The organism is Allobosea sp. Root381, assembly GCF_001429395.1.
Classification (GTDB): domain Bacteria; phylum Pseudomonadota; class Alphaproteobacteria; order Rhizobiales; family Beijerinckiaceae; genus Allobosea.
This window is the reverse complement of sequence record NZ_LMJT01000009.1, coordinates 47,850-71,465: the sequence shown is the minus strand read 5'-3', so window position 1 is coordinate 71,465 and position 23,616 is coordinate 47,850. Positions and strand designations below refer to the sequence as shown.

Annotated in this window: 23 protein-coding genes; 14 read left to right on the top strand and 9 right to left on the bottom strand. The window is 67.8% G+C overall.

All coding sequences use genetic code 11. The annotated features are described in order from the left end of the window. Positions 1 to 187: 187 nt before the first annotated feature. Complete coding sequence (locus ASE63_RS09810; RefSeq protein ID WP_056800298.1) at positions 188 to 793, top strand: TadE/TadG family type IV pilus assembly protein; 606 nt, start codon at positions 188 to 190, stop codon at positions 791 to 793. Between the two features lie 8 nt (positions 794 to 801). After that, positions 802 to 1,428, top strand: a complete 627-nt coding sequence (locus ASE63_RS09805) for a TadE/TadG family type IV pilus assembly protein (protein ID WP_162261744.1) — start codon at positions 802 to 804, stop codon at positions 1,426 to 1,428. A gap of 46 nt (positions 1,429 to 1,474) precedes the next feature. On the opposite strand, the gene ASE63_RS09800 is transcribed toward ASE63_RS09805, so the two are convergent. Both ASE63_RS09800 and ASE63_RS09795 read right to left on the bottom strand, forming a co-directional pair. Further along, entirely contained in the window at positions 1,475 to 2,383 is a 909-nt protein-coding gene (locus ASE63_RS09800; protein ID WP_056800292.1) for a ribokinase, read from the bottom strand. Further along, complete coding sequence (locus tag ASE63_RS09795; protein WP_162261743.1) at positions 2,380 to 3,276, bottom strand: 2-dehydro-3-deoxygalactonokinase; 897 nt, start codon at positions 3,274 to 3,276, stop codon at positions 2,380 to 2,382. Before ASE63_RS09795 ends, ASE63_RS09800 begins: the two co-directional genes overlap by 4 nt. A gap of 124 nt (positions 3,277 to 3,400) precedes the next feature. On the opposite strand from ASE63_RS09795, the gene ASE63_RS09790 reads away from it, so the two are divergent. Further along, positions 3,401 to 4,351, top strand: a complete 951-nt coding sequence (locus tag ASE63_RS09790) for a hypothetical protein (protein WP_056800286.1) — start codon at positions 3,401 to 3,403, stop codon at positions 4,349 to 4,351. 18 nt (positions 4,352 to 4,369) lie between these two features. Here the strand turns inward: ASE63_RS09790 and ASE63_RS26490 are convergent, their stop codons facing one another. After that, positions 4,370 to 5,029, bottom strand: a complete 660-nt coding sequence (locus ASE63_RS26490; protein ID WP_082609797.1) for a L,D-transpeptidase — start codon at positions 5,027 to 5,029, stop codon at positions 4,370 to 4,372. A gap of 291 nt (positions 5,030 to 5,320) precedes the next feature. On the opposite strand from ASE63_RS26490, the gene hisF reads away from it, so the two are divergent. The 6 genes from hisF (at position 5,321) to ASE63_RS09755 (ending at position 10,048) form a co-directional block, all read left to right on the top strand. Beyond that, entirely contained in the window at positions 5,321 to 6,082 is a 762-nt protein-coding gene (gene hisF / locus ASE63_RS09780; protein ID WP_056800283.1) for an imidazole glycerol phosphate synthase subunit HisF, read from the top strand. Positions 6,083 to 6,246: 164 nt separating this feature from the next. Then, positions 6,247 to 6,564, top strand: coding sequence for a phosphoribosyl-ATP diphosphatase (locus tag ASE63_RS09775; protein ID WP_056800281.1), 318 nt, complete (start codon positions 6,247 to 6,249; stop codon positions 6,562 to 6,564). A gap of 46 nt (positions 6,565 to 6,610) precedes the next feature. Continuing rightward, a complete protein-coding gene (gene coaA / locus ASE63_RS09770) occupies positions 6,611 to 7,582 on the top strand; it encodes a type I pantothenate kinase (protein ID WP_056800278.1) in 972 nt (323 codons plus the stop codon). Positions 7,583 to 7,636: 54 nt separating this feature from the next. Continuing rightward, the gene (locus tag ASE63_RS09765; protein WP_056800275.1) at positions 7,637 to 8,083 is read left to right on the top strand and encodes a VTT domain-containing protein; all 447 of its coding nucleotides are present in this window, start codon (positions 7,637 to 7,639) and stop codon (positions 8,081 to 8,083) included. Between the two features lie 91 nt (positions 8,084 to 8,174). Further along, the gene (locus ASE63_RS09760; protein WP_056800272.1) at positions 8,175 to 8,525 is read left to right on the top strand and encodes a RidA family protein; all 351 of its coding nucleotides are present in this window, start codon (positions 8,175 to 8,177) and stop codon (positions 8,523 to 8,525) included. 191 nt (positions 8,526 to 8,716) lie between these two features. Next, complete coding sequence (locus tag ASE63_RS09755; protein ID WP_056800270.1) at positions 8,717 to 10,048, top strand: hypothetical protein; 1,332 nt, start codon at positions 8,717 to 8,719, stop codon at positions 10,046 to 10,048. Positions 10,049 to 10,057: 9 nt separating this feature from the next. Here ASE63_RS09755 and ASE63_RS09750 read toward each other — a convergent pair whose 3' ends face one another. After that, complete coding sequence (locus ASE63_RS09750; protein ID WP_056800267.1) at positions 10,058 to 11,206, bottom strand: aminotransferase; 1,149 nt, start codon at positions 11,204 to 11,206, stop codon at positions 10,058 to 10,060. Positions 11,207 to 11,480: 274 nt separating this feature from the next. Here ASE63_RS09750 and ASE63_RS09745 point away from each other — a divergent pair, with 274 nt between their 5' ends. From ASE63_RS09745 to ASE63_RS09735, 3 genes are all read left to right on the top strand, one after another. Continuing rightward, complete coding sequence (locus ASE63_RS09745) at positions 11,481 to 12,965, top strand: cobyric acid synthase (RefSeq protein WP_244491355.1); 1,485 nt, start codon at positions 11,481 to 11,483, stop codon at positions 12,963 to 12,965. A 212-nt stretch (positions 12,966 to 13,177) separates the two neighbouring features. Next, positions 13,178 to 13,774 (top strand): TetR family transcriptional regulator, encoded by a 597-nt coding sequence (locus ASE63_RS09740; protein WP_056800650.1) that lies wholly within the window; start codon positions 13,178 to 13,180, stop codon positions 13,772 to 13,774. Between the two features lie 73 nt (positions 13,775 to 13,847). Continuing rightward, entirely contained in the window at positions 13,848 to 15,812 is a 1,965-nt protein-coding gene (locus tag ASE63_RS09735; RefSeq protein ID WP_056800263.1) for a nucleoside-diphosphate sugar epimerase/dehydratase, read from the top strand. Here ASE63_RS09735 and ASE63_RS09730 read toward each other — a convergent pair. Continuing rightward, positions 15,736 to 16,665, bottom strand: a complete 930-nt coding sequence (locus ASE63_RS09730; protein WP_056800261.1) for an NAD-dependent epimerase/dehydratase family protein — start codon at positions 16,663 to 16,665, stop codon at positions 15,736 to 15,738. The two genes, ASE63_RS09735 and ASE63_RS09730, sit on opposite strands and share 77 nt — an antisense overlap. Then, the gene (locus ASE63_RS09725; RefSeq protein WP_056800258.1) at positions 16,662 to 17,687 is read right to left on the bottom strand and encodes a glycosyltransferase family 4 protein; all 1,026 of its coding nucleotides are present in this window, start codon (positions 17,685 to 17,687) and stop codon (positions 16,662 to 16,664) included. Before ASE63_RS09725 ends, ASE63_RS09730 begins: the two co-directional genes overlap by 4 nt. Positions 17,688 to 17,817: 130 nt before the next feature. Between ASE63_RS09725 and ASE63_RS09720 the strand changes: the two genes are divergently transcribed. Beyond that, a complete protein-coding gene (locus ASE63_RS09720; RefSeq protein ID WP_056800257.1) occupies positions 17,818 to 18,279 on the top strand; it encodes an MmcB family DNA repair protein in 462 nt (153 codons plus the stop codon). A 158-nt stretch (positions 18,280 to 18,437) separates the two neighbouring features. Here ASE63_RS09720 and ASE63_RS09715 read toward each other — a convergent pair whose 3' ends face one another. Both ASE63_RS09715 and ASE63_RS09710 read right to left on the bottom strand, forming a co-directional pair. Then, positions 18,438 to 19,004 carry an ActR/PrrA/RegA family redox response regulator transcription factor gene (locus tag ASE63_RS09715; protein ID WP_056800254.1) on the bottom strand — a complete coding sequence of 189 codons (567 nt, stop codon included), beginning with the start codon at positions 19,002 to 19,004 and terminating at the stop codon, positions 18,438 to 18,440. Between the two features lie 95 nt (positions 19,005 to 19,099). Further along, positions 19,100 to 20,422, bottom strand: coding sequence for an ActS/PrrB/RegB family redox-sensitive histidine kinase (locus ASE63_RS09710; RefSeq protein WP_056800249.1), 1,323 nt, complete (start codon positions 20,420 to 20,422; stop codon positions 19,100 to 19,102). Positions 20,423 to 20,608: 186 nt separating this feature from the next. On the opposite strand from ASE63_RS09710, the gene phaZ reads away from it, so the two are divergent. After that, positions 20,609 to 21,910, top strand: coding sequence for a polyhydroxyalkanoate depolymerase (gene phaZ, locus ASE63_RS09705; protein ID WP_056800647.1), 1,302 nt, complete (start codon positions 20,609 to 20,611; stop codon positions 21,908 to 21,910). Between the two features lie 173 nt (positions 21,911 to 22,083). On the opposite strand, the gene ASE63_RS09700 is transcribed toward phaZ, so the two are convergent. Continuing rightward, complete coding sequence (locus ASE63_RS09700) at positions 22,084 to 23,526, bottom strand: sodium:proton antiporter (protein WP_156410284.1); 1,443 nt, start codon at positions 23,524 to 23,526, stop codon at positions 22,084 to 22,086. Positions 23,527 to 23,616 lie beyond the last annotated feature (90 nt).

Below are 23,616 nucleotides of genomic sequence, written 5' to 3'. Positions count from 1 at the left end.
CGCGCCACCTCCCAAGGTGAACGATCCGCTAACGCCCGCCCGACCGAGCCGCGACCGCCCCTAACGGATCGGAAATTCTTTGCCACTATGAGTTTTCCCGTCACCGGGGCCGACGCCGCGACCGGCGATGGCTGTCTCGACCGCCCGGCGGCGCGGATCTGCAAAGCGACAACGGACGCCCGACGTCATGCCCCCCGTCCCGATCGAAACCCTTGCGAAGGCGCCTGCTGAGGCGAGCCCACGGCGCCGTGGCCGGCTGATCTCGCGCTTCCGGCGCTCGCAGGACGGCGCCACCGCCGTCGAGTTCGCCTTCATCGCCTTTCCGTTCCTGTTCGTGCTCGCCGCGATCTTCGAGACGGCCCTGATGTTCTGGACCAGCCAGGTGCTCGACGAGGCGGTGTCGCGGACCTCGCGCCAGTTGCTCACCGGCGAGGCGAACAACCGCTTCACCGGCAACCCAGCTGCCAATACTGCCGCCTTCCGCAACGAGATCTGCGCGGAGGCGCGGATCCTGGTCGACTGCTCCAAGGTGACGATCGACGTCCGCAGCTTCTCCTCCTTCGGCGATGCCAAGAGCGGGGTCGACGCCAGCAACCCGATCTCCGCCGGCGGCCTCAACACGACCGGCTTCGGCTTCAACCAGCCGCAGGCCGAGCAGATCGTCGTGGTCCGCGCGGTGCTCGAATATCGGCTGATCTTCACCCTGTGGAGCGAAAGCCTGGTCAATATCGGCTCGGGCCGGCGCGGCATCGTCGCGACCACGGCCTTCCGAACCGAGCCCTTCGGGACATGAGGCCGGCGATGACGCGCGCGTTCTCGCTGAAACGCAACCGGGCCGCGCTGCGCGGCCTCGTCAGGCGGCTTCGCCGCAACCGCCGCGGCGTCGCAGCCGTCGAATTCGCGATGATCCTTCCTGTGATGTTGACGATCTATTTCGGCATCGTCGAGGTCGGGCAGGCTGTGATGATCGATCGCAAGGTCACGCAGCTGACGCGGACGCTGGCCGACCTTGCGTCACAATCCAAGGCAGCCATCGGCAATGCCGAGATCCAAAACATCTTCAACGCCGCACAGACCGTGATGATGCCCTACAACCGCGTGGCCCCGAAGATGTCGATCCATCACATCGTGATCGATGGCGCCGGCCTCGCGCGCGTCTGCTGGAGCGACGAAGACAATTCCACCAAGCTCGCCCGCGGCACGACCGTCAACTTGCCGGCCGATCTGCGCGTCCCGAACACTTCGCTGATCATGGCCCAGGCCAGCTATGCTTTCACGCCGGTCGTCGGCGAGATCATCAAGGACGGTGCGATCACGCTCGGCGACTCGCCGCTCTACATGCGCCCGCGGCTCGGCAAGGCCGGCGGCTCGGCCAGCATCGAGCAGATCGAGCGCACCGGCGTCGGGATGTGCCCCGGCTTCAACTAAGGCGTGACCTCGCCGTTCACGGTCTGGTTGCGCAAATGAGCAGGCTCTAGAGAAAGGCGTCTCCGACCAGCGCCTCGATCGCATCGCGGTGGGGAATGCTGGGTTGCGCGCCGGCCATCGTGCAGGCGAGCGAGCCGGCGGCGAGTCCGCGCTGCAGCGCCGCCGAGAAGCCGTAGCCGGCCGATAGGGCGGCGGCGAAGGCGCCGGTGAAACTGTCGCCGGCCGCGACCGTATCGACCACCGAAATGGCAGGGGCCGGGAGGCCGCGGCGGACGCCGCCATACCAGCCGATAGCGCCTTCCGCGCCGAGCGTGGCGATGCAGGCGATACCGCGTTCGGCATCGCAGCGGCGGGCGATCTCACCGGGCTCGCGCTCCGGCCAGCCGAGCGATTGCGCCAGGATCAGCGCCTCATGCTCGTTGACGACGAGGATATCGACACAGGCCAGCAGATCCTCGGCCGGTGGGCCTGCGGGGGCGAGGTTCAGGACAACCCTCCCGCCGGCGCGCTTCATCGCCCGGGCGGCGGCGATGCATTCGGCCTCGGGCACCTCGCGCTGCAGCAGCAGGATGTCCTTCTCGCCGAGTAGCAGCCTGCCGACCGCCTCGGCCCGGGCGAATGCGTTGGCGCCAGCCGCGACGACGATCTGGTTGTGGCCTGCCGCATCGACGGCAATGAAAGCTGCCCCCGTCGGAGCCTCGACCTCGCCGACATGGGAGAGTTCAACGCCGTCCGCTGCCAGCAACGACAGAGCTGCTTCGGCGAAGGCGTCACGACCCACGGCCCCGACCAGAACGACGTCGGCCCCGGCGCGGCGAGCGGCGAGCGCCTGGTTGGCGCCCTTGCCACCCGGATGCAGCGCATAGGCCGGGCCGATCACGGTCTCGCCGACGCCGGGCAGGCGCTCCACGGCTACGACCAGATCGACATTAAGCGAGCCGAAGACGACGATCATGCCGCGACGCGCTCCGCGAGACGGCGGACGCCTGCCACGAAGGCGGCTTCCGGCGTCGTCAGTGTCGCCTCGAGGCCGGCGGCGGCCAGCGCCGCTCCATAGCTTTGCGCCAGAACGCCGTCGGCGACGAGATGCACGCGCTGGCCGCGGCCGAACAGCGCCTGCGCGCCGGCAATCTCATGGCCGACGAGCAGTGCCGAGAGATAGGGACCAACGGCGCCGCCCGGCATGCGCCCGGCCAGCACCTCGGAGCGCGAGGCGAAGGCGGTGTTGAGCAACCCACCCGGCCGCGCCGCCGCGGCGAGGCCCAGCGCCGCCCCGCGAGGGGTATCGTCGCCCGAAGGTTCCTCGGCGAGGCGCGACAGGATCGAATGCTCCCGCAGCAGTCCGTAGATCTCGCCGGTCATGAAGCTCGCGAAGCGCACGATGCTGCCGTGCTCGACCAGCGCCCATTTGGAATGGGTTCCGGGAAGACAGGCGATGCCGTCATCGATGCGCAGGCCGACGATCAGCGTCTCCTCGCCGCGCATCACATCGAAGGCGCCCTCGTCGCAGGACAGGCCGGGCAGGATCGTCGCGGGCGTGCCATCCGCGAGCGTCGCGGTCATGCCGGCTGCGGCGATCGCGTCAGGCGAGGCCGGGCATGGCACGTAATGCGCCTCGATCCAGCCATTGCGGCTGCCGACCATGCCGGCCAGCACGATCGCGGCATCGGGCGCGGCCCGGCGCAGTTCGCCCGCGATCGTCTCGAAAGCCGCCGGAAACCCGCCGACGGGCACCGACTGGATGCCCTGATCGGCGCTGCGGCGCTCCAGCACTTCGCCGGCCGCCGAAATCAGGAAGGCGCGGGCGCGGGTCGTGCCCCAGTCGAGGGCAATGAGGGGTCTCGGCATGGACGGCTCCGGCAGAGGCTTCGTCATTCCCGGAGCGAAGCGGAGCCCAAGAATCCTCCGTGGTCGAGCCTTCGGTCAAGCCCGGACAACGCCGGCCGCGTCGATCTTGACACCTGAGCAGCCCATGCGCTTGTCGCTGGCGGGACGAACACCCGTCACCGACCTCCCGAAGGCCAAGGCAGTCATGCTCGAACTCCAGTCCGGCAACCTGACCGCGCGCATCCATCCTGAAATCGGGGGGATCATCGCCGCGCTGGAATGGCGCGGGCCGGACGAGCGGCGCCATCGGCTGCTGCGCTCGCCGGACGGGCTCGTGCCGAGCACGACCGCTCCCAACAAGATGGGCAGTTGGACGATGGTGCCTTTCGCCAACCGCGCCTTCGGCGGCATCGTCGACGATGGCCGCGAGCGCTTTCTCGTGCCGGACAACAATCCCTCGGGCGCCGGCAACATCCATGGCTTCGGCTGGCAGTCCGCCTGGGCCATACTCGGTCAGACCGCCAGGCATACCGTGCTGGAACACCGTCGCAGCGACGGCCCGGACCCTTATCGCTACCGGATCATCCAGGAAATTCGCCTCGACGAGGCGGGTATGACCGTCTCGCTTACGCTGACCAACGAGGCGTACCGGGCACTACCCTATGGTTTCGGCCAGCATCCCTGGTTCCCCTGCGCCGGCGATACGCGCCTCGAAATGCGCGCGGAGGGGGCGCTGATCCTCGGCGAAGGCTATCGCGCGACGGGATCGCAGCCGCTCGAAGGCGGCGGTCCCTATGCCGGAAAGCCGGTCTTCGCCCATGGGCGGGAGACCGCCTGGAGCTTCCTCGGCTGGGACGGCACCGCGCGGATCGAGACCCCCTCCACCGGTCTCGCCATCACCTTGACCGCGAGCGAAAGCCTGCGCTGCCCGGTCGTCTGGGCGCCGGCGGGAGCGGATTTCCTCTGCGTCGAGCCGCAGAGCCACGCGATCGGCTCGCCGAGCGAGCCGGCGGCGCGGAAGGTTGCGCCGCTCAGGCGATTGGAGCCCGGCGAGACGATGACCGGCTGGCTGCGGATCGCGCCGGAGGCGATTTGATCCCGATGGGATGAGGGCTCAGCGCCAGTAGCCGCCGCCGACCACGGGAGGCTGGTAGCTGCTGGGGTAATAGGGTTGATAGCCATAGGCCCCGGCTGGCAGCGCGGGACGCAGCAGGATCTGGTCGCGTGCCGAGTCCCAGTTCGGCGCCTTGCGGTTCTGGGCCACCGCTGCGCCGGGCTTCGTCTTGGCCTTGGCGATTTTCGTCTTCGCGCCACCGGAGGCCTTCGCGAATTTCGAGAGATTGTCCGGCGCCGCGCCGTTCAGCGCGATGCTCGTCTGGCCGGCGCCGTGCTTCCTGACCAGCGCGAAGAGCTTGGCGGCGTTGGCCGGATGCAGACGGATGCAGCCATGCGAGGCCGGTCGCCCGAGCGCGCCGACAGCGGCCGTGCCGTGGATGGCATAGCCGCCCCGGAAGAACACGGCGTTCGGCATCGCGCCGCCATATTTGCGCGAATACCAGTTCTTCTCGAGCCGCGTCGGCCGATAGAGGCCGTTCGGCGAGCGAAAGCCCTTTCGGCCGGACGAGATCGCCCAGTTATAGCTTTCGCCGTCAGTCGTGGTGACCTGCATGCGCTGACTGGCGATGTCGACCCGGACATTGACGCCCGCCTGGGCTGCCGCGATGCCGATGAAGGACAGGATGAAGGCGGCCAGGAGGCCGGACAAGCGACGCATCACACCACTCCACGACGCAAAACCGTTGCACGATGTGGCGTTGTCGAGCTTCGGCCCGGTCTTGCGCCCGAGCCCCAGCCGCCGCCATTCCCCTAGAGAATGCCCTTGGGGCAGCGCTTGTAAAGCGGCAAAGGCGAATTTCGGGTTCGTGCTCGCCCCTTGAGCCAAATGTCATGCTCGTTGCGAGCGACCCATGCGGAGGGAACACGGCGAAAGCGCGGCTGCAAAGGTGACGAAGCCGGCAAAATCCGGCATAGGCTGCCGGCTCTACGCACCGGGAACGGCCAACCCATGCTCAAGACCCGCATCATCCCCTGCCTCGACGTCAAGGACGGCCGCGTCGTCAAGGGCGTGAAGTTCCTCGACCTCGTCGATGCGGGCGACCCCGTCGAGGCCGCCAAGGCCTATGATGCGGCCGGCGCCGACGAACTCTGCTTCCTCGACATCACGGCGAGCCATGAGGATCGCGGCACGCTGCTCGACGTCGTCACCCGCACGGCTGCCGCCTGCTTCATGCCGCTGACCGTCGGCGGCGGCGTGCGCAAGGTCGAGGACATCCGCGCGCTGCTGCTGGCGGGCGCCGACAAGGTCTCGATCAACACCGCGGCCGTGACCAACCGGCAATTCGTCAAAGAGGCAGCGGAGAAGTTCGGCGACCAGTGCATCGTCGTCGCCATCGACGCCAAGGAGGTCTCAGCCAAGCGCTGGGAGATCTTCACCCATGGCGGGCGCAACCCGACCGGGATCGAAGCCGTCGCCTTCGCGCGCGAGGTCGTGTCGCTGGGCGCGGGCGAGTTGCTGGTCACCTCGATGGATCGGGACGGCACCAAGGTCGGCTACGATCTCGGCCTGACGCGGGCCATCGCGGACGCGGTCCAAGTACCGGTCATCGCGTCCGGCGGCGTCGGCGACCTCGACGACCTCGTCAACGGCGTGAAGGAGGGGCACGCCTCCGCCGTGCTTGCCGCCTCGATCTTCCATTTCGGCACCTATACGATCGGCCAGGCCAAGGCGCATATGGCGGAGGCGGGCCTCAGGATGAGGCTGGACTAAGCCGTGGTGCGGCTCCTTCCGCCTGTTATTCCGGGGCCACGCGTAGCGAAGGACCGGGAACCCACGACCGGGCGAACCGCCCTCGACCGGGCACGGGATGCCTCACCAAGTCGTGGGTTCCGGGTTCGCACCCAGGGCGCGCCCCGGAGTGACAGGAGTTCGTCATGACCTTCACCCTCGCCGATCTCGAAGCCCGCATCGCCGAACGCGCGGCGGCTTCCCCCGACGAATCCTGGACGGCGAAGCTCATCGCCGCCGGGCCCGAGCGTGCCGCCAAGAAGTTCGGCGAAGAAGCGATCGAGGCCGTCATCGCGGCGGTGAAGGGCGACCGCGACGAGCTGATCGCCGAAAGCGCCGACGTGCTTTATCATCTGCTCGTCATGCTGAAGTCGCGCGATATTGCATTGCAGGACATCTTGAGCCAGCTTGAGGCTCGCACCGTGCGCTCCGGCCTGGCGGAGAAAGCCGCACGACCCCGTTGAGGCTAGTCCTGCGTTGAACCTCGAAGCCTGGAATGCGGGCCGCCCCATGGACCAGCGTGTGATGCCGGCTCCGGTCAATCTGCCGCCCTCGCCCTATCGCAGCTTCACGCGCGACGAGTGGGCGCATCTGCGCGCCGATACGCCGCTGACGCTGGCCGTCGACGACCTCACCAAGCTGCAATCGATCAACGACCCGATCTCGCTCGACGAGATCGTCGCGATCTATCTGCCGCTCTCGCGCCTGCTCTCGCTCTATGTCGCGGCCACGCAGGGGCTGTTCAAGGCGACGCAGCGCTTCCTGCTGGCCGAATCCGAGGTCAAGGTTCCCTATATCATCGGCGTTGCGGGCTCGGTCGCGGTGGGCAAGTCGACGACGGCGCGCGTGCTGAAGGCGCTGCTCTCGCGCTGGCCGAACACGCCGAAGGTCGAGCTCGTCACCACCGACGGCTTCCTCCTGCCCAATGCCGAGCTGGAGCGCCGCGGGCTGATGCAGCGCAAGGGCTTTCCCGAGAGCTATGACGGCGCCGCGATCCTGCGCTTCCTCTCCGACGTCAAGGCCGGCAAGTCGCAGGTCACGGCGCCGGTCTATTCGCACCTGGTCTACGACGTCATGCCGGGCGAAACGGTCACGGTGGAGCGGCCCGACATCCTGATCCTGGAAGGGCTCAACGTGCTGCAGCCGGGGCGGATGCCCAAGGACGGCACGGTCATTCCCTTCGTCTCGGATTATTTCGACTTCTCCGTCTATCTCGATGCCGACGAGAACGACCTGCATCGCTGGTACGTCAACCGCTTCATGACGCTGCGCCAGACGGCCTTCCGCGACCCGCGCTCCTTCTTCCGCAAATATGCCGAGATCGGCGAGGAGGAGGCGCTTTCGATCGCGCAGGACCTTTGGACCGGCATCAATCTGCCGAACCTGCAGGAGAACATCCTGCCGACACGCCAGCGCGCCAGCCTGATCCTGACCAAGGGCGCGAGCCACCGCATCCAGCAGGTTGCGCTGCGCAGGCTTTGATGGCGCAGGAGGCTTTTTTCCGCCACGCCCCGCCTGCGCGCGAGCCATAACCGCATGGAAGCATTCTGGTCGCTCGCCGGGATGGCGAGCGCGGCCTTCGTCGCAGCGACGCTGCTGCCGGCCCAGTCGGAAGCGATCTTCCTCGGACTGCTGGCCGCCGGCACGGTCGATCCCGCCCTGCTCTTTCTCATCGCGAGCCTCGCCAATACCGCAGGCTCCGTGATGAACTGGTGGCTCGGCCGGCTGATCGCGCTGCATGGCATCGAAAGACTGCCGCGCAGGCTGCGGCCCGATCCGCGCCGGCTGGGGCAGGCGCAAGGCTGGTTCGCGCGCTTCGGCTGGCCCTCGCTGCTCTTCGCCTGGTTGCCGATCGCCGGCGACCCCCTGACCTTTGTCGCCGGGACGATGAACTATCCGCTCCGGCGTTTCGTGCTGCTGGTCCTGCTCGGCAAGGGCGCGCGCTATGCGATGCTCTGGGCCGGCTGGGCGGCGATCGCCTGACGCCGGAGCAGCCGGGCGCGGGCGGTTTCAGGGTTTGCGAAACGCTTCGGCTCGGGCTACCAGCTAACGCCCTTCTGCAGGAGATTTGATCATGAGCATTCAGCGTATCGGCGTGGGTCCGCGCATGTCCAAGGCCGTTGTCCATGGCGACACCGTCTATCTGGCCGGCCAGGTCGCAGACAAGGCCGCCGGCAAGAGCGTCGGCGAGCAGACCGCCGATATCCTCGGCATCATCGACGGGCTCCTGGCCGAGGCCGGCACCGACAAGACGAAGCTGCTGATGGTCAATATCTGGCTGTCCGACATGTCGACCTTCGCCGAGATGAACGCCGTCTGGGACAAGTGGATCGTCGCCGGCCAGACGCCGGGCCGCGCCACGGTCGAGGCGAAGCTCGCCGCGCCGCAGTTCACCGTCGAAATCGCGGTCATCGCGGCCAAGTAAGCCCTCTCGGTCGTTTCCGCGTTTCTCCGAAGCGCGGAAACGATCCGGCTATTTGTTATGACGCATTTTCTTCACGCGAACCGGCACCCACTTCGCTCGAAAATGCTTTAGGCCAGCCGGAGCAGGAGGCAGCCATCAGCCCCTCGGACGAGATTGCTCCGCTTCTGGCGCGCGTTTCCTTGCGCCACGGCATGCCGCCAGCCGCGCTGGCGGCGATGATCGCAGACTGGCTGCGCCGCCCCGACCCGACCTCCCCCGAGGAGGCCCTTCTCGACCGCAAGGCGGTCGATTTCCTCGCCCTGACCGACCGGCTCGCGCTGCCGCTGGGCGAGGAAGACATCCGGCGACTGCGCGCCACCGCGCTGGCCGCGCTCGTCGCCGGCCGGCTTGCCGATGCCGACAAGGCGCTCGCTCAGGCCGAGTTGCAGGCGATCGGCAAGGCGACCGATCTATCCACCCTTCCGGCCGAGCGCCGCCTGCTGATCGGCGAGAACCGCGCCGACCGGGCAGCCGTGAGCTTCCTGCGCACGACGGCCACCTCCTATCGCGAGGCCGCTTCCCGCTATGGCGAGGCTTCCGCCCTGATCGGCCTCGCCGCGATCGAACGCAGCCGTGCGACGGCGCTCGACCAGGCGGTGGCACTGGCCCGTATCAGCACCGATTTCGGCGGGCGCGACGGCTATGACACCGCCATCGCCGCGCTACGCCGCTTGCTCGAAGGGTTGGATGGCCTGACCGACGCGGTGGCCTATGCCGGCGTCCAGGACGCGCTTGCGGCTGCGCTGGAGGGCGTTGCCACCGTCAGCGGCGAGGCCAAGCGGCTGAACGAGGCCCTGACGCATTGCCGCGCCGGGCTGGAGGATCTGCGACGCGAGGCAGCACCCGCGCTCTGGCGGTCGCTGAAGCTGCGCTTCGGCCGGTTGGCGGTGACGCTCGGAGTCGCTCGAAAGGACGACGAACTGCTCGAGGAAGCGATCGCCGCCCACGCCAATGTCCTCTCCGTCTGGGATCGCGGCGACGACGAATCGCGCTGGCTCGAGGCCGAGCACATGATCTCGCGGGCACGGGCCACGCTCGGCCGGCGCCGGAGCGACCTGTCCCTGCTGGAACGCGCCTTCAATGGCATCAATCGCGTCGCAGCGGCGACGGACCGGGCCCGCGAACCGCTGCGCTGGGCCGAGCTTCAGGACCAGATGGGCGGCGTGCTCTCGGCGATGGGCGAGCGCTACAGCGAGCCGGTCGTGCTGGAGGAGGCGATCGCCTATTACGCCACCGCTCTGGAAGAGCGCCGGGTGGACAGGGCGCCGCTGCTGCGGGCGCGAACGCTCGCCAACCAGGCCGAGGCGATGCTGCAGCTGGCGCGGCGCACCAAGGACAAGGACCTCGCGCAGCAGGCCCTGGCGCAGCTGATGACCGCGATGGACACCGCCCGCACATCGCCGGATGGCGGCCCAACCACCGCCGAGTTGCAACAGCGGCTCGTTGCCGCCGGCGCCGTCGCGACCCAGCTGATCGGCAGCTGACCCCTCGCGTCAGCGCGGGCGGCGGCCCGTCAGTCGCTCCAGAGCGGCATCGAGGGTTGCGTCGCGCTTGGCGAAGCAGAACCGCACCACCGTCTTGACCGCGCCCTCGGCGTAGAAGGCACTGACGGGGATCGCGGCCACGCCGTTCTCCATCACCAGCCGCCTGCAGAAATCGACGTCGTCGCTCTCCCCGAGCGGGGCGATGTCGACATTGAGGAAATAGGTCCCGACGCTGGGCAGGACCTCGAAGCCCAGCCCCTTCAACCCTTCCGCGAAGCGATCGCGCGAGCGCTGGAAATCGGCCCGCATTCCCTCGAAATAGCCGTCCTCCTTGCCGAGCCCGTAGGCGACGGCCGCCTGCAGGTTCGGCGGGGTGGTGAAGGTGATGTATTGATGCGCCTTGGACAGCACCTTCATCAGCGGTGGGGCGGCCATGACGAGCCCGACCTTCCAGCCGGTGAGCGAGAAGATTTTGCCCGCGGAGGAAATCTTGACCGTGCGCTCGCGCATGTTGGGACGTCCGAGCACCGGAAGGTGGCGACGGCCGTCGAAGACGACATGCTCCCAGACCTCGTCGCAGATCGCGACGGCGTCGTGGCGCACGCAGAAATCGGCGAGGAGGTCGAGATCGGCCTCGCTGAAGATCGTCGCGGTCGGATTCAGCGGGTTGTTGAACAGGACCACTTTGGTCTTCGGCGAGAACGCCTTCGCCAGCGCTTCCTCGCTCAGCCCGAAATGTGGCGGCGTCAGCGTGACGAATTTCGGAATCCCGCCCGCGCGGCGCACCAGCGGGACATAGGCGTCGTACATCGGCTCGAACAGCACGACCTCGTCTCCCGGCGAGACCAGTGCCATGAGCGCGCCGGCGATCGCCTCGGTCGCGCCCGAGGTCACCATGATCTCGCTGTCGGGATCGAGATCGAGCCCCTGCCAGCGCTTGTAATGCGCGGCGGTGGCCTGGCGCAGCTCGGGCAGGCCCATCATTGGCGGATACTGGTTCCAGCCGTTCACCACCGCATCGGCCGCCTTCTGGCGCACGTCGAGCGGGCCCGGATCGTCGGGGAAACCCTGGCCTAAATTGACGGCACCGGTCTCGCGCGCAAGCTGCGACATCACTTCGAAGACACTGGTCGAGAGAGCGGAAAAGATCGGATTCATCGCGGTCCGTCGCCTGCTGTAAGACGAGCCGGCTTTAGCATGGGGTCCTGGCCGAAGCACGCCCGGAAGCCGTCTGTTCCGAATATGGAATGATGATTGTTGACATTCATCACCAATCATAGTCTAGTGAGTCGGCCGGTTCACGACGGGCGCCTGCTGCGACTTCGCCCCTTTGGCGTAGCGGGATTTGGCGTGAACCGGTGACCCTCCCCTTCTTGCAGCGAAAGCACGGCACTCCGGTTGCTCCGGATCGAGCCGCCGCCTATGCAGCCGCATGGGCACTCCGCGCACCCCCGCCGTGATGATCCTCGGTACCGGTTCGAACGTCGGCAAGTCGCTGATCGTCGCCGGGCTTTGCCGCCTGTTCGCCGATCGCGGGCTGAAGGTCAGGCCGTTCAAGCCGCAGAACATGTCGAACAACGCGGCCGCCACCGCCGCCGGCGAGATCGGCCGGGCGCAGGCCCTGCAGGCGCGCGCCGCCCGCATTCCGCCCCACCCCGACATGAACCCGGTTCTGCTCAAGCCCGAAAGCGAGGCCGGCAGCCAGATCGTGCTTCAGGGCAAGGTCGCGGGCCACCTGGCCTCGGGCGATTTCAGCCGGCGCGGCGATTTCCTGCCCAAGGTGCTGGAGAGCTTCGAACGGCTGTCGTCCGGGGCCGATCTCGTCCTCGTCGAGGGGGCGGGTTCGCCGGCCGAGACCAATCTGCGCGCCCGCGACATCGCCAATCTCGGCTTCGCGCATGCGGCTGGCGTCCCCGCCATCCTGGTCGGCGACATCGATCGCGGCGGCGTCATCGCCAGCCTCGTCGGCAGCCATGCGGTTCTGGACGAGGCGGATCGCGCGATGATCCGCGCCTTCGCGATCAACCGCTTTCGGGGCGAAGTCGCGCTGTTCCGCGACGGCGTCGAGACGATCCGCCAGGCCACGGGCTGGCCCTGCCTCGGCGTCATCCCCTGGTTTGCGGGCGCAGCGCGCCTTCCCGCGGAGGACGGGCTCGACCTGCGCCAGAGCGTCGCCAAACCCAATGCCGAGCTGAAAATCGCCGTACCGATCCTTCCAGGCATCGCCAATTTCGACGATCTCGATCCGCTCAGGCTCGAACCGGCGGTCGACCTCGATATGGTCCCGCGCGGCCGGGCGCTTCCGGGCGATGCCGACCTGATCATCCTGCCGGGATCGAAGACGACGCTCCGGGACCTCGCGGCCCTGCGCGCCGAGGGCTGGGACATCGATATCCTCGCCCACCGCCGGCGGGGCGCCCATGTCTTCGGACTCTGTGGCGGCTATCAGATGCTCGGCCGCGTTGTTCGCGATCCGCACGGGCTGGAAGGCCCTGCGGGCGAGGCGCCCGGCCTCGGGCTTCTCGATGTCGAAACCGTGCTGGAGGGCACGAAAACGGTGCGGGAGGTCGCGTTTTCCCATTCGGCGAGCGCGACTGCGGGCCGTGCCTACGAAATCCATCTCGGCCGGACGGAGGGCCCCGACCGGGTCCGCGCACCGTTCCGCGTCTGGGATCGGGCCGAGGGCGCGGCGAGTGCCGACGGACGCGTCATCGGCAGCTATCTCCACGGCGTCTTTGCGTCGGATGCGGTGCGTGCCGCCTGCCTGGCGGGGTTCGGGCGCCGTCGCCTGGCATCGACGCTCTCCTACGACAGTGATGTCGAAGCCACGCTCGACAGACTCGCCGCGCATCTGGAGAAACATCTCGACATCGAGGCCATCATCGGTCTGGCGCGCGCCCGTGCCGAACAGTCCTGATAGGCCGATCCGATACGGAACAGGCTCTCGGGCGGGACGTTCTTTCAGTCATCGGGCAGCGCCCTGCCTGGTTTCATCCAGATCAAAGCGTGTCGGGACGTGACAGGATATCGCGATGAAAGACCTTATTATCCATGATGTTGACGAATGACGAAATTCGTCATAATCATAAATTCCGCCACGCCTACGATGCAACGAAACAGGCAGAAGCCGTGAGTCTTCCAGAGCGCGACACCAGGCAAAGCATCGTCGATACCGCCGAGCGCTTCTTCCGGGACATCGGCTATCAGAAGACGACTGTCGCCGACATCGCAAAATCGCTGCGGATGAGTCCCGCTAACGTCTATCGCTTCTTCGACTCGAAGAAGGCGATCAACGAGGCCGTGCTGGAGCGCTACAAGCGCGAGCAGGAAGACGCCATCGCTGCGATCGCGGCCGAGCAGCGCCCCGCCGCGGGCCGGCTGCGCGACATCCTGGCCGTTTCCTTCCGTCTCAACGCGGCGCGCTATGCCGACCATCTGCGCATGCAGGAGATGGTCTGTGCAGCGATGGAGGAGAGCTGGGACGCCATTCTCGAGCATATCGAACGCTTCGACGCCGTGCTCCGGCGCGTCATCGCGGACGGCGTCGCCTCCGGGGAGTTCCGCGAAGTCGATCCATCGGATGCGACGCGTTGCGTGCGCACCGCCATGATGCGCTTCATGCATCCGCTGCTGATCACGCAATGCGAGCAGATGCCGGGACCGAGCGCCGACGAGTTGATCGCCTTCGTCCTGGCCGCGCTGGAAAGGCCCCAGGCCGGCAACTGAGCACGGGGCCCGGCGACGCCCCCTTGCGGAAGCCGCGTTGACAAGGCGCCGAGGGAACAGGATACCGCGCCTCATGGCCAGTCGCCCCACGCAGAATTTCAAGAAGCTCGCCGTCGTCACCCACGATCTCGTGGTGACGGCGCTGGCGATCTTGCTCGTCTTCATCGTGCGCTTCGAGGGCTGGCAGCTTGAAGAACACCTGCGCTACGTCCCGAGCTTCCTGCCGTTCTTCGTCGCCTATGCCGGGCTGGTCTACTGGTTCTTCTCGCTCTACCGCTCGAAATGGCGGTTCGCGTCGCTGCCGGACCTGTCGAACATCGTCAAGGCGGTCTCGATCCTGACGTTGACGCTGCTCGTCGCCGACTATGTGCTGGTCGCGCCGAATTTCTACGGCGCCTTCTATTTCGGCAAGATCACGATCGCGCTCTACTGGCTGGTGCAGATCGCGTTGCTCGGCGGCCCACGGCTCGCCTATCGCTATTTCAAATTCGCCCGCACCCGCCGGCACGCGGCGCGCGAAGCGACCCTGCCCGCCCTCCTGCTTGGCCGCGGGCTCGACGTCGAGATGGTGATCCGCGCGATGGAGGCCGGAACCATGCGCAAGCTGCGCCCGGCCGGCATCCTGACCCCGCGCAGCGACGACCTCGGCCAGTCGATCCGGGGCGTTCCGGTGCTCGGATTGCTGTCGGACATCGAGCGGGTCGCGACCGACGCCGCCGAGCGGGGCGAGGGCTTCCGGCGCATCGTCGCGACGCCGAGCTCGCTCCTGCCCGAGGCCGAGCCTGACAAATGGCTCGCACGCACGCGCAAGCTCTCCCTGCCGATCTCGCGCATCGAGACCCTCGGCGAGGGCGGCCGTGACACCGAGATCGCACCGCTCGAGATCGAGGATCTGCTGGTGCGCTCGACGGTCCGCATCGACCGCGACCGGCTCGGCGCCTTCCTGAAGGGCAAGCGCGTCATCGTCACCGGCGGCGGCGGCTCGATCGGCTCCGAGATCTGCCTGCGCTGCGCCACCTTCGGCGCGGCCGAGCTGCTGATCGTCGAAAGTTCCGAGCCTGCCCTGTTCCAGATCACGGAGCAGCTCGTCGCGCATGAGCATGACACGATCGTCTCGGGCGCACTGGCCGATGTCCGTGACCGGGCGCGGATCACGCCGCTCTTCGCGGGCTTCCGGCCCGACATCGTCATCCATGCCGCCGCGCTGAAGCATGTCCCCTATCTCGAGGCCGATTGGAGCGAGGGCGTCAAGACCAACATCTTCGGCTCGGTCAACGTCACCGATGCCGCCATCGCGGCCGGGGCGAAGATCTTCGTGCTGATCTCGACCGACAAGGCGATCGAGCCCGTCTCGATGCTGGGCGCGACCAAGCGCTTCGCCGAGATGTACGCCCAGTCGCGCGATGCGGAGTTCGTCGCGGCCGCCGCCGGGATGCGACTGGTGGCCGTGCGCTTCGGCAACGTGCTGGGCTCAGTCGGCTCGGTCGTGCCGAAATTCAAGGCACAGATCGCGCGCGGCGGGCCGGTGACGGTGACCAGCCCGGACATGATCCGCTATTTCATGACGATCCGCGAGGCCTGCGACCTCGTCCTGACCGCCGCCTCGCATGCTCGCTCCGACGGGCCGGAAGCCGAGCGCGCCGCGGTCTACGTCCTCAAGATGGGCCAGCCGGTCAGGATCATGGACCTCGCCGAGCGGATGATCCGCCTTGCCGGCTTCGAGCCCGGCGAGGATATCGAGATCGCGGTCTCCGGGGTCAGGCCGGGCGAGCGCATGAACGAGATCCTGTTCGCCCGCGACGAGCCGATGGCCGAGACCGGGCTGGACGGCGTGATGGCGGCGAAGCCGGTTTTCGCCAACCGCGTGCAGTTGCAGAGCTGGCTGGCGCAGCTGGAAGCGGCGCTGGAGGGCGATGACCGCGCAGCCGTCGATGCCGTGCTCGACGAGGCGATCCCGGATTTCAGCGAGCGCCAGAAGACGCCGCCAGGCGCTCCAGAGCAGCCCGCGTCTCGAGCGGCGGCCGCCAGCCTGCCCTGAGCAAGCCTTCGGGCGCGGCGACCAGGCTGCCGCTCAGCTTGAGGAACGCCTCCCCCCGGCCGGCGAGACGGGCTGTGCCGCGCAGCAGCGCCGGCGGCACCGCGATCAGCCCCGGATCGCGGCCGAGGCCCGCCCGCAGCGCCGTCAGGATGCCCGCCACGCTGATCGGCTCGCGATCGGAGACGGTGAAGGCGCGCCGCGCCGGGCATCGCGACGTCAGCGCGAAGAGGATGGCATCGGCCAGGTTCTCGACCGCGAGCAGCGAACGCGGCGCGGTCAGCGCGCCGAAGGGCAGCGGCACCGGCAAGCGCGCCAGCTTCAGCAGCGCCGCCATATTGGCCTTCACGCCCGGCCCGTAGACCAGCACGGGGCGCAGCGCGACCCAGTCGAGATCGACCCCGGCGAGCCCCTGCTCGGCGGCAAGTTTCGAGCGGCCATAGGCGTCGTCCGGCGCGGGTGCATCGTCCTCGCGCAACGGCGGGCCGTCGAAGGCGCCGGACTGCGCCTTGATCGAGGAGATGTAGACGAACCGCGAGACGCCGGCCCGATAGGCCGCCTGCGCGAGTTCGAGCGTGGCTTGCGTGTTGATGCGCCGGTAGAGCGACTCGTCCAGGCCGGGGCCAGCATGGGCGAGGCCCGCGAGGTGCACGACATGCGCCACGCCGTCGACCGCCCGGCTCCAGTCGACCGGCGCGGCGAGGTCCCCGGTGACCACGGCCTCAACGTCCTCGGGAACCGCAGCCGGGGCCCTCCGGGCCAGGCGCAGGCGATAGCCGGCCGCCATCAATGCCGCAACGACATGCGGCCCGACGAAGCCCCCGGCGCCGGTGACGAGGACGCGCTCGCCGTTCATGAGGTCATGGCCGGCCGGGAGAAGCGTCGCAGCAGGAGGCTGGTCAACAGGACCGCGACGACGAGGCAGCCGATCTGCGCTCCCGTTGCCGGCACCAGGATACTGACCGCTGCCAGCCCGGCCAGCACGACATTCAGCAGCGCGACCTGCGTCACGACCGCCATGACGCTCCAGCCATTGGCCGTGGCCTGCTGATAGAAATGCGAGCGATGCGCCTCCCAGACCTTCTCGCGCCGCGCGAGGCGGCGCAGCAGCGTGATGCTGGCATCCGCGACATGATAGAGCGGCAGGATCAAGGCCGCCGTGAGCGCGCCCGTCCCGGCCAGCCGGTAGAGCAGATAGGCTGTGACGAGCCCGATCGGCAGCGAGCCGACATCGCCGAGGAAAAGCCGCGCGGTCGGCCGGTTGAAGGGCGCGAACCCGATCAGGCCACCGCAAAGGGCGGCGGCAAGCAGCCCCGTCGCCGGGTCGATCAGGCCGATGCTCCCGGCCAGCATCAGCGCTCCGGCAAGAGGCACGAAGCCCGCAAGCGTGATCCAGTCGATGCCGTCCATGAAATTGGTCAGGTTGACGAACCAGACCCCGGCGAGCAGCGCGAGGCAGCGTTCCACCCCGAGCGGCAACTCCGGAAACAGCCTGACCTCCGGCGCGGCATAGACGATCACCACCGCGACGCAGAGCGCCTGCAAGCCGAGCCGCAGCCCGGCCGGGAGCGGCCTGATGTCGTCCCAGGCGCCGACGATCGCGAGCGCGACCGCGGCCACCATGACGAAGACGAGGCCCTCGGCGGCCGTCGATGCGAGCGGCGCCAAAAGGCATAACGCGACGAAGGCCCCCGCGAGCACGGCGATGCCCCCGCCCTGCGGCGTCGGTACGCGATGGCTCGAGCGGGCGTTCGGGCGCGCCAGCGCATAGCGCACCAGCAAAGGCCGGAGCAGGACGCAGAGCACCGCCGAAATGGCAGCCGCAGCAAAGAGGACGAGGAGGGCAGTGAGGGCGGTTTGCAAGGCGGGCAGCACCATGGCGGGTCGCCAATTTCCTAGAGCATGACGCCTGAAAGCGGGAGCCCGTTTTCTCCCTCAGGACGCGGAAAGCGAGCCAAACGCAGTCATTCCCTCTTGCATCGGTCCGGACAAAGAGAGAACATAAGCCATGCCGCTTGCCGACCCTGCCCTGAATCCGCCGCCGACGCGGCCCGACATCACCCGTGCGGTCTGCCGCGGCGCCGGGCGGCATCTGCGCGAGCGCGGCTATGCCATCGTCAAGGAGATGACCTTCGCCAATGGCCGCCGCGGCGACATCGTCGCCCTGTCGCCCGCCGGCGAATTGCTGGTGGTGGAGGTCAAGTCGGGGATCGAGGATTACCGCATCGACGGCAAGTGGCCGGACTATCGCGACTTCTGCGACGGCTTCCTATTTGCCGTGGCGCCGGAGTTCCCGGAAGAGATCCTGCCCGACGATGTCGGGCTGATCGTCGCCGACGCCTATGGCGGCGCGCTGATCCGGGAGCCACCGCGGCATCCCCTGGCCCCAGCCCGGCGCAAGGCACTGACCATCGCCTTTGCGAAGCTCGCAGCCGCCCGTCTGGCGCTGATCGAGGACCCGGGGGTCTGACGCCGCGCGGTCAGATCAAGTTGAAGCGCTGACCCCGTCATTGCGAGGCGTGCAAGCGACGAAGCAATCCAAGAGCGGCCGCGCTGCACGTCCCCCTGGATTGCGTCGCTGCGCTCGCAATGACGGCGAACCGGACGCCCATCTGATCGGAAAGCTCCCTAGCGCGGCGCGCGCTTGGCGAGGATGCGCTGCAGCGTGCGCCGGTGCATGCCGAGGCGACGCGCGGTTTCCGAGACATTGCGGTTGCAGAGCTCATAGACGCGCTGAATGTGCTCCCAGCGGACGCGGTCCGCCGACATCGGGTTTTCCGGCGGCTGCGGGCGGGAATCGCGGGCCGCGGCCAGGGCGGCGTGGATCTCGTCGGCATCGGCCGGCTTGGCGAGGAAATCGAAGGCGCCGAGCTTTACGGCGCTGACGGCGGTGGCGATATTGCCGTAACCGGTCAGGACGACGCCGCGCGCATCGGGGCGGCGCTCTTTGAGCCTGGCGATGACATCAAGCCCGTTGCCGTCGCCGAGGCGCAGATCGATCACTGCGAAGGCCGGGGCCGCCTCCTCGACCGCGGCAATGCCGGCCGTCACGCTTTCGGCGATGCGGACCGAGTAGCCGCGTCCTTCCATCGCCCGGGCGAGCCGGGTCAGAAAGGGCTTGTCGTCGTCGACCAGCAGCAGCGACATGTCGCTGTCCGTCTCGACCGGCGCGGCTTCGCTCAAGGTATCCTGCATCAGACTCTCCTTCCGGGCCTTGCCCGGCAGAATTGTAGCGCGGCTCCCGCCGCAGTGCATCCATCCATCATCCCATCCCATGTGGGATCGGCAATTCACGGTTTGTAGCCGAACCGCGGCAAATCGGCCTCGAAGACCTCGCGCGGCCAGCTCATCCGCACGCAGGCGCCGCTGGCGGGTGCCGGCAGGTTCGAGAATTCCATCGCCGCACCGCCGCGCTCGAGCAACGTCTTGGCGATGAAAAGCCCGAGCCCGAGGCCACCGCCGGCACGATTCTCGCCGGCGCCGTGGGTGAGATAGGGATCGCCGGCGCGCAGCAGCACGTCAGGCGGAAAGCCCGGGCCGTCATCGGCGATGGTCAGCACGACGCGTGCGGCCGTCCACTCGGCCGTGATGCTCACGGTCGAGCGGGCGAAATCGACGGCGTTGTCGACGATGTTGCCGAGTCCGTAGATCATGCCGGGATTGCGTCGGCAGACCGGCTCCGGCTTTTCGCCGGTCATCACGATTTCGAAAGGCACTCCGAAAGGGCGCTGCGGGCCGGCCGCCTCCTCGATCAGAAGGCGCAAGCCGAGCTGGTCGAGCGGGCCGGCATCATCGTCCTGGAGCGAGGCGAGCTTGCCAAGGATGCCGCGGCAGCGCTCGACCTGGTCGCGCAGCAAGGCGATATCCTCAGCCATCTCGCCATCGGGCGGGGCGAGCCGCGCCAGTTCGCGGGCGACCAGCGTGATCGTGGCCAGCGGCGTGCCGAGTTCATGGGCTGCGGCCGCGGCGAGGCCGTCGAGCTGCGAGAGATGCTGTTCGCGGGCCAGCACGAGTTCGGTGGCGGCGAGCGCATCCGAGAGGTCGCGCGACTCCTTGGCGACACGCCAGGCATAGATGCCGGTGAAGCCCAGCCCGAGCACGAGCGCCACCCAGCTGCCGAGCTGGTAATAGGGCGGCAGTACCGGTCGGTTGGGCCCGGCCCATGGCAAGGGCAAATAGGTGACGCTGACCAGGGTCGCCAGCGCGATCGCCAACCCGCCGAGCAGCAGCGTCCGCTGCGGCGGCAGGGCGGTGGCCGAGATCATAACCGGTGCGAGCAACAGGATCGAGAACGGGTTCTGCAGCCCTCCGGTGAGATAGAGCAGGGCCGCAAGCTGGATGATGTCGAAGGCGAGAAGCGTCGTCGCCGCACCGGCATGCAGCCGGTGGCTCAGGGGGAAGCGGATGCGCAACGCGATGTTGAGCCAGGCCGAGACCGCGATCGCGGTGAAGCACCAGCCGAAGGGCAGCGGGAAGCCAAGGCCGAAATGCACGCCCGCGACCGCCAGGCTCTGGCCGGCGATGGCGAGCCAGCGCAGCCGCACCAGCGTGTCGAGCCGCAGATGCCGGTTTGCGCGGTCGAGCGCCGGCGAGGCGAGATCCGGGAAGTTCATGGGGCGGCCCAGCTCATTGGAGGCACTCCGACGGCGCATTCGCTGTGGCAAAAACGGCGTCGGAGGGAATTCTTAGCCTTTTGCGGGATTGAATCAGAACAATTTAGCCCTAGGCTGCGTTCCTGCTGCAGCGCGCCATGGGATGGTGCGACGCACGAAGGACCGAATCGTATGTACGGGGCCGCCATGTCGTTTGCCTACCATGCCTATGAGACGGCTCACATGATGCTGAGCCCCGCGCGGGGCATGTCGGATGCGCTGCATCTGGCGTTCAAGAATCCGGCGAACCCGCTGAGCTACACGCCCTTCGGCCGCACCGTCGCCGCCTCCTGCGAGCTCTTCGAGCGCACCACGCGGCGCTACGGCAAGCCCGCCTTCGGCTTGGCCGAGACGACGATGAACGGCATCAAGGTCGCGGTCGAGGAGCGCGTGGTCTGGGAGCGCCCGTTCTGCCGGCTGGTCTATTTCGACCGCAAGATCGAAGGCCGCCGCAAGCCGCAGCCCAAGGTGCTGCTGGTCGCGCCGATGTCCGGGCATTACGCCACGCTGCTGCGGGGCACGGTCGAAGCCTTCCTGCCGGGACACGAGGTCTACATCACCGACTGGGTGGATGCCCGACTGGTCCCGCTGACTGCAGGCAGCTTCGATCTCGACGACTATATCGACTACGTCATCGCCATGCTGCAGATGCTGGGCCCGGAAACCCATGTCATGGCGGTCTGCCAGCCTTCGGTGCCGGTCCTTGCGGCCGCCGCCCGCATGGAGGCCGATGGTGACGACTGCGCGCCGCGCTCGATGACGCTGATGGGCGGGCCGATCGACACGCGCCGCTCGCCCACCGCAGTCAACCGGCTGGCGATGGAGCGCGGCACGGAGTGGTTCCGCCGCAACTGCATCACCAAGGTGCCGTTCCCGCATCTCGGCACCTTCCGGGACGTGTATCCCGGCTTCATGCAGCTGTCCGGCTTCATGGCGATGAACATGGACCGCCATGTCAGCGCGCATTACGAGATGTTCAAGCACCTCGTCGACGGCGACGGTGATTCCGCCGAGAAGCACCGCGACTTCTACGACGAATACATGGCGGTGATGGACCTGACCGCCGAGTTCTATCTCCAGACGGTCGAGACCGTCTTCGTCGAGCATGCCCTGCCCAAGGGCACGATGATGCATCGCGACAAGCCGGTCGACTGCACCGCGATCCGCCGCGTCGCGCTGATGACGGTAGAGGGCGAGAAGGACGACATCTCCGGCGTCGGCCAGACCCAGGCCGCCCATGACCTCTGCCCCAACATTCCCGACGACAAGCGCGTGCACTATCTCCAGAAGGGAGTCGGCCATTACGGCGTCTTCAACGGCTCGCGCTTTCGCTCCGAGATCGCCCCGCGCATCTCGGACTTCATGGTCAGCCTCGACATGGAAGCCGCCAAGCAGCGGCGCGACACGGGCGCCAGCGAGGCGCGGAAGGCTCTCAAGGTTGCCCGTTGAGGCTTGGGCCGTCTCCGCCGGCCACCAAAGCCTCTAGGAACCGCGTCGTCATCCGGACAAGCCGCGAAGCGGCGGCGCTACGGGATACGGCCCGGCGGCGCTCTATGATGGAACCTGGGACGACCTGCGGTTGCCCGTGATGACGACGCATTTCCACGGAATTCGCGGCTGCCTTACCGGAAGAAGAGCAGCGACTGCAGCAGGAAGATCGGGATCAGGATCGCGCCCGACCAGAGCATGTAGCCGAAGAAGCTCGGCATCGCGACCTTCCGGTCCTTGGCGATGGCATAGACCATGAAGTTCGGCGCATTGCCGATATAGGTGTTGGCGCCCATGAACACCGCACCGGCCGAGATCGCCGCCAGCGTCAGCGCGCCGGTCGTCATCAGGGCCTGAGCGTCGCCGCCGGCGAGTTCGAAGAAGACGAGATAGGTCGGGGCGTTGTCCAGGAACGAGGACAGGATGCCGGTCAGCCAGAAATAGGCGAGCGTGCTGTCGCTGCCGTCGGAATTGCTGACGAGGGAGACGAGGCCGGAGAAGGCGCCGTCCCGGCCGGCCTGCAGCATCGCCAGCACCGGAATGATGCAGACGAAGATCCCGGCGAAGAGCTTGGCGACCTCAAGGATCGGCCCCCAGGAGAATTCGTTGCCGGCCCGGACGGGCTTCGGGGTCAGCTTGAGCGACAATCCGGCCAAGGCGAGCAGGATCGCGTCGCGGGCGAGGTTCTGCAGCTCGACCTTCGAGCCCGCGACGTCGAACATGATCCCCGGCTTCCAGCTCGCCGACATCAGGATCGCCGCGATGACGCCGCCAAGCAGGACGATGTTGACCTTGCCGTAGAGCTTGATGGCGCGATCCGGCGTCGGGTCCCTCAAGGCCGGCAAGCCCTCCTCCTTGCGGAAGAGCCAGCTGTCGAGGGCGAAGAACAGCGCGAGCAGGATCGCCACGGCGAAGATCGTCGGAAACAGCAGGTGCGTCGTGGTCCAGAAGAAACTCACCCCGCGCAGGAAGCCGAGGAAGAGCGGCGGGTCGCCGAGCGGCGTCAGCGAGCCGCCGATGTTCGACACCAGGAAGATGAAGAAGACGACGACGTGGACGTTGTGGCGCCGGCTGTCATTGGCCCGCAGCACCGGGCGAATCATGATGATCGAGGCGCCCGTCGTCCCGACGAAGCTCGCCATCAGCGTGCCGATCGCCAGCAGGGCGGTGTTCGTCGCGGGCGTGCCGTGCAGGTTGCCCATGATCAGGATACCGCCGGCGATGGTGAACAGCGCGAAGAGCAGGATGATGAAGGGTAGGTATTCGAGCAGCGCGGTATGTGCGAGTGCGGCCAGCGTCGGCTCGAAGCCGCGCAGCAACACCAGGGGCACCAGCACCAGAGCGGCCCAGAAGGCGGCGAACCTGCCATAGCTCAGCTCCCACAGATGTGGGAACAGCACCGGCCCGAGCGCGATCGACAACAGCATGCCGGCAAAGGGCAGCGCCCAGAATACGCCCATCGAGGCGCCGCCGATGTCGCTTGCGGCAAGCGCGGCGCTCGAAGCAAGGCATATGGCCAGCGCCACGGCGAGCCGCGTCAGATTGCTTTTCAACGCCATGCCCCGCCTGCCCTTCATGCGTTCGATCCGGGCTACGGTTATAGGGAGGCTATGGGCGGGGCAATCGAGAACGCCACGTAGCCGCGCTCGGCCGTTATTCCGCCATTC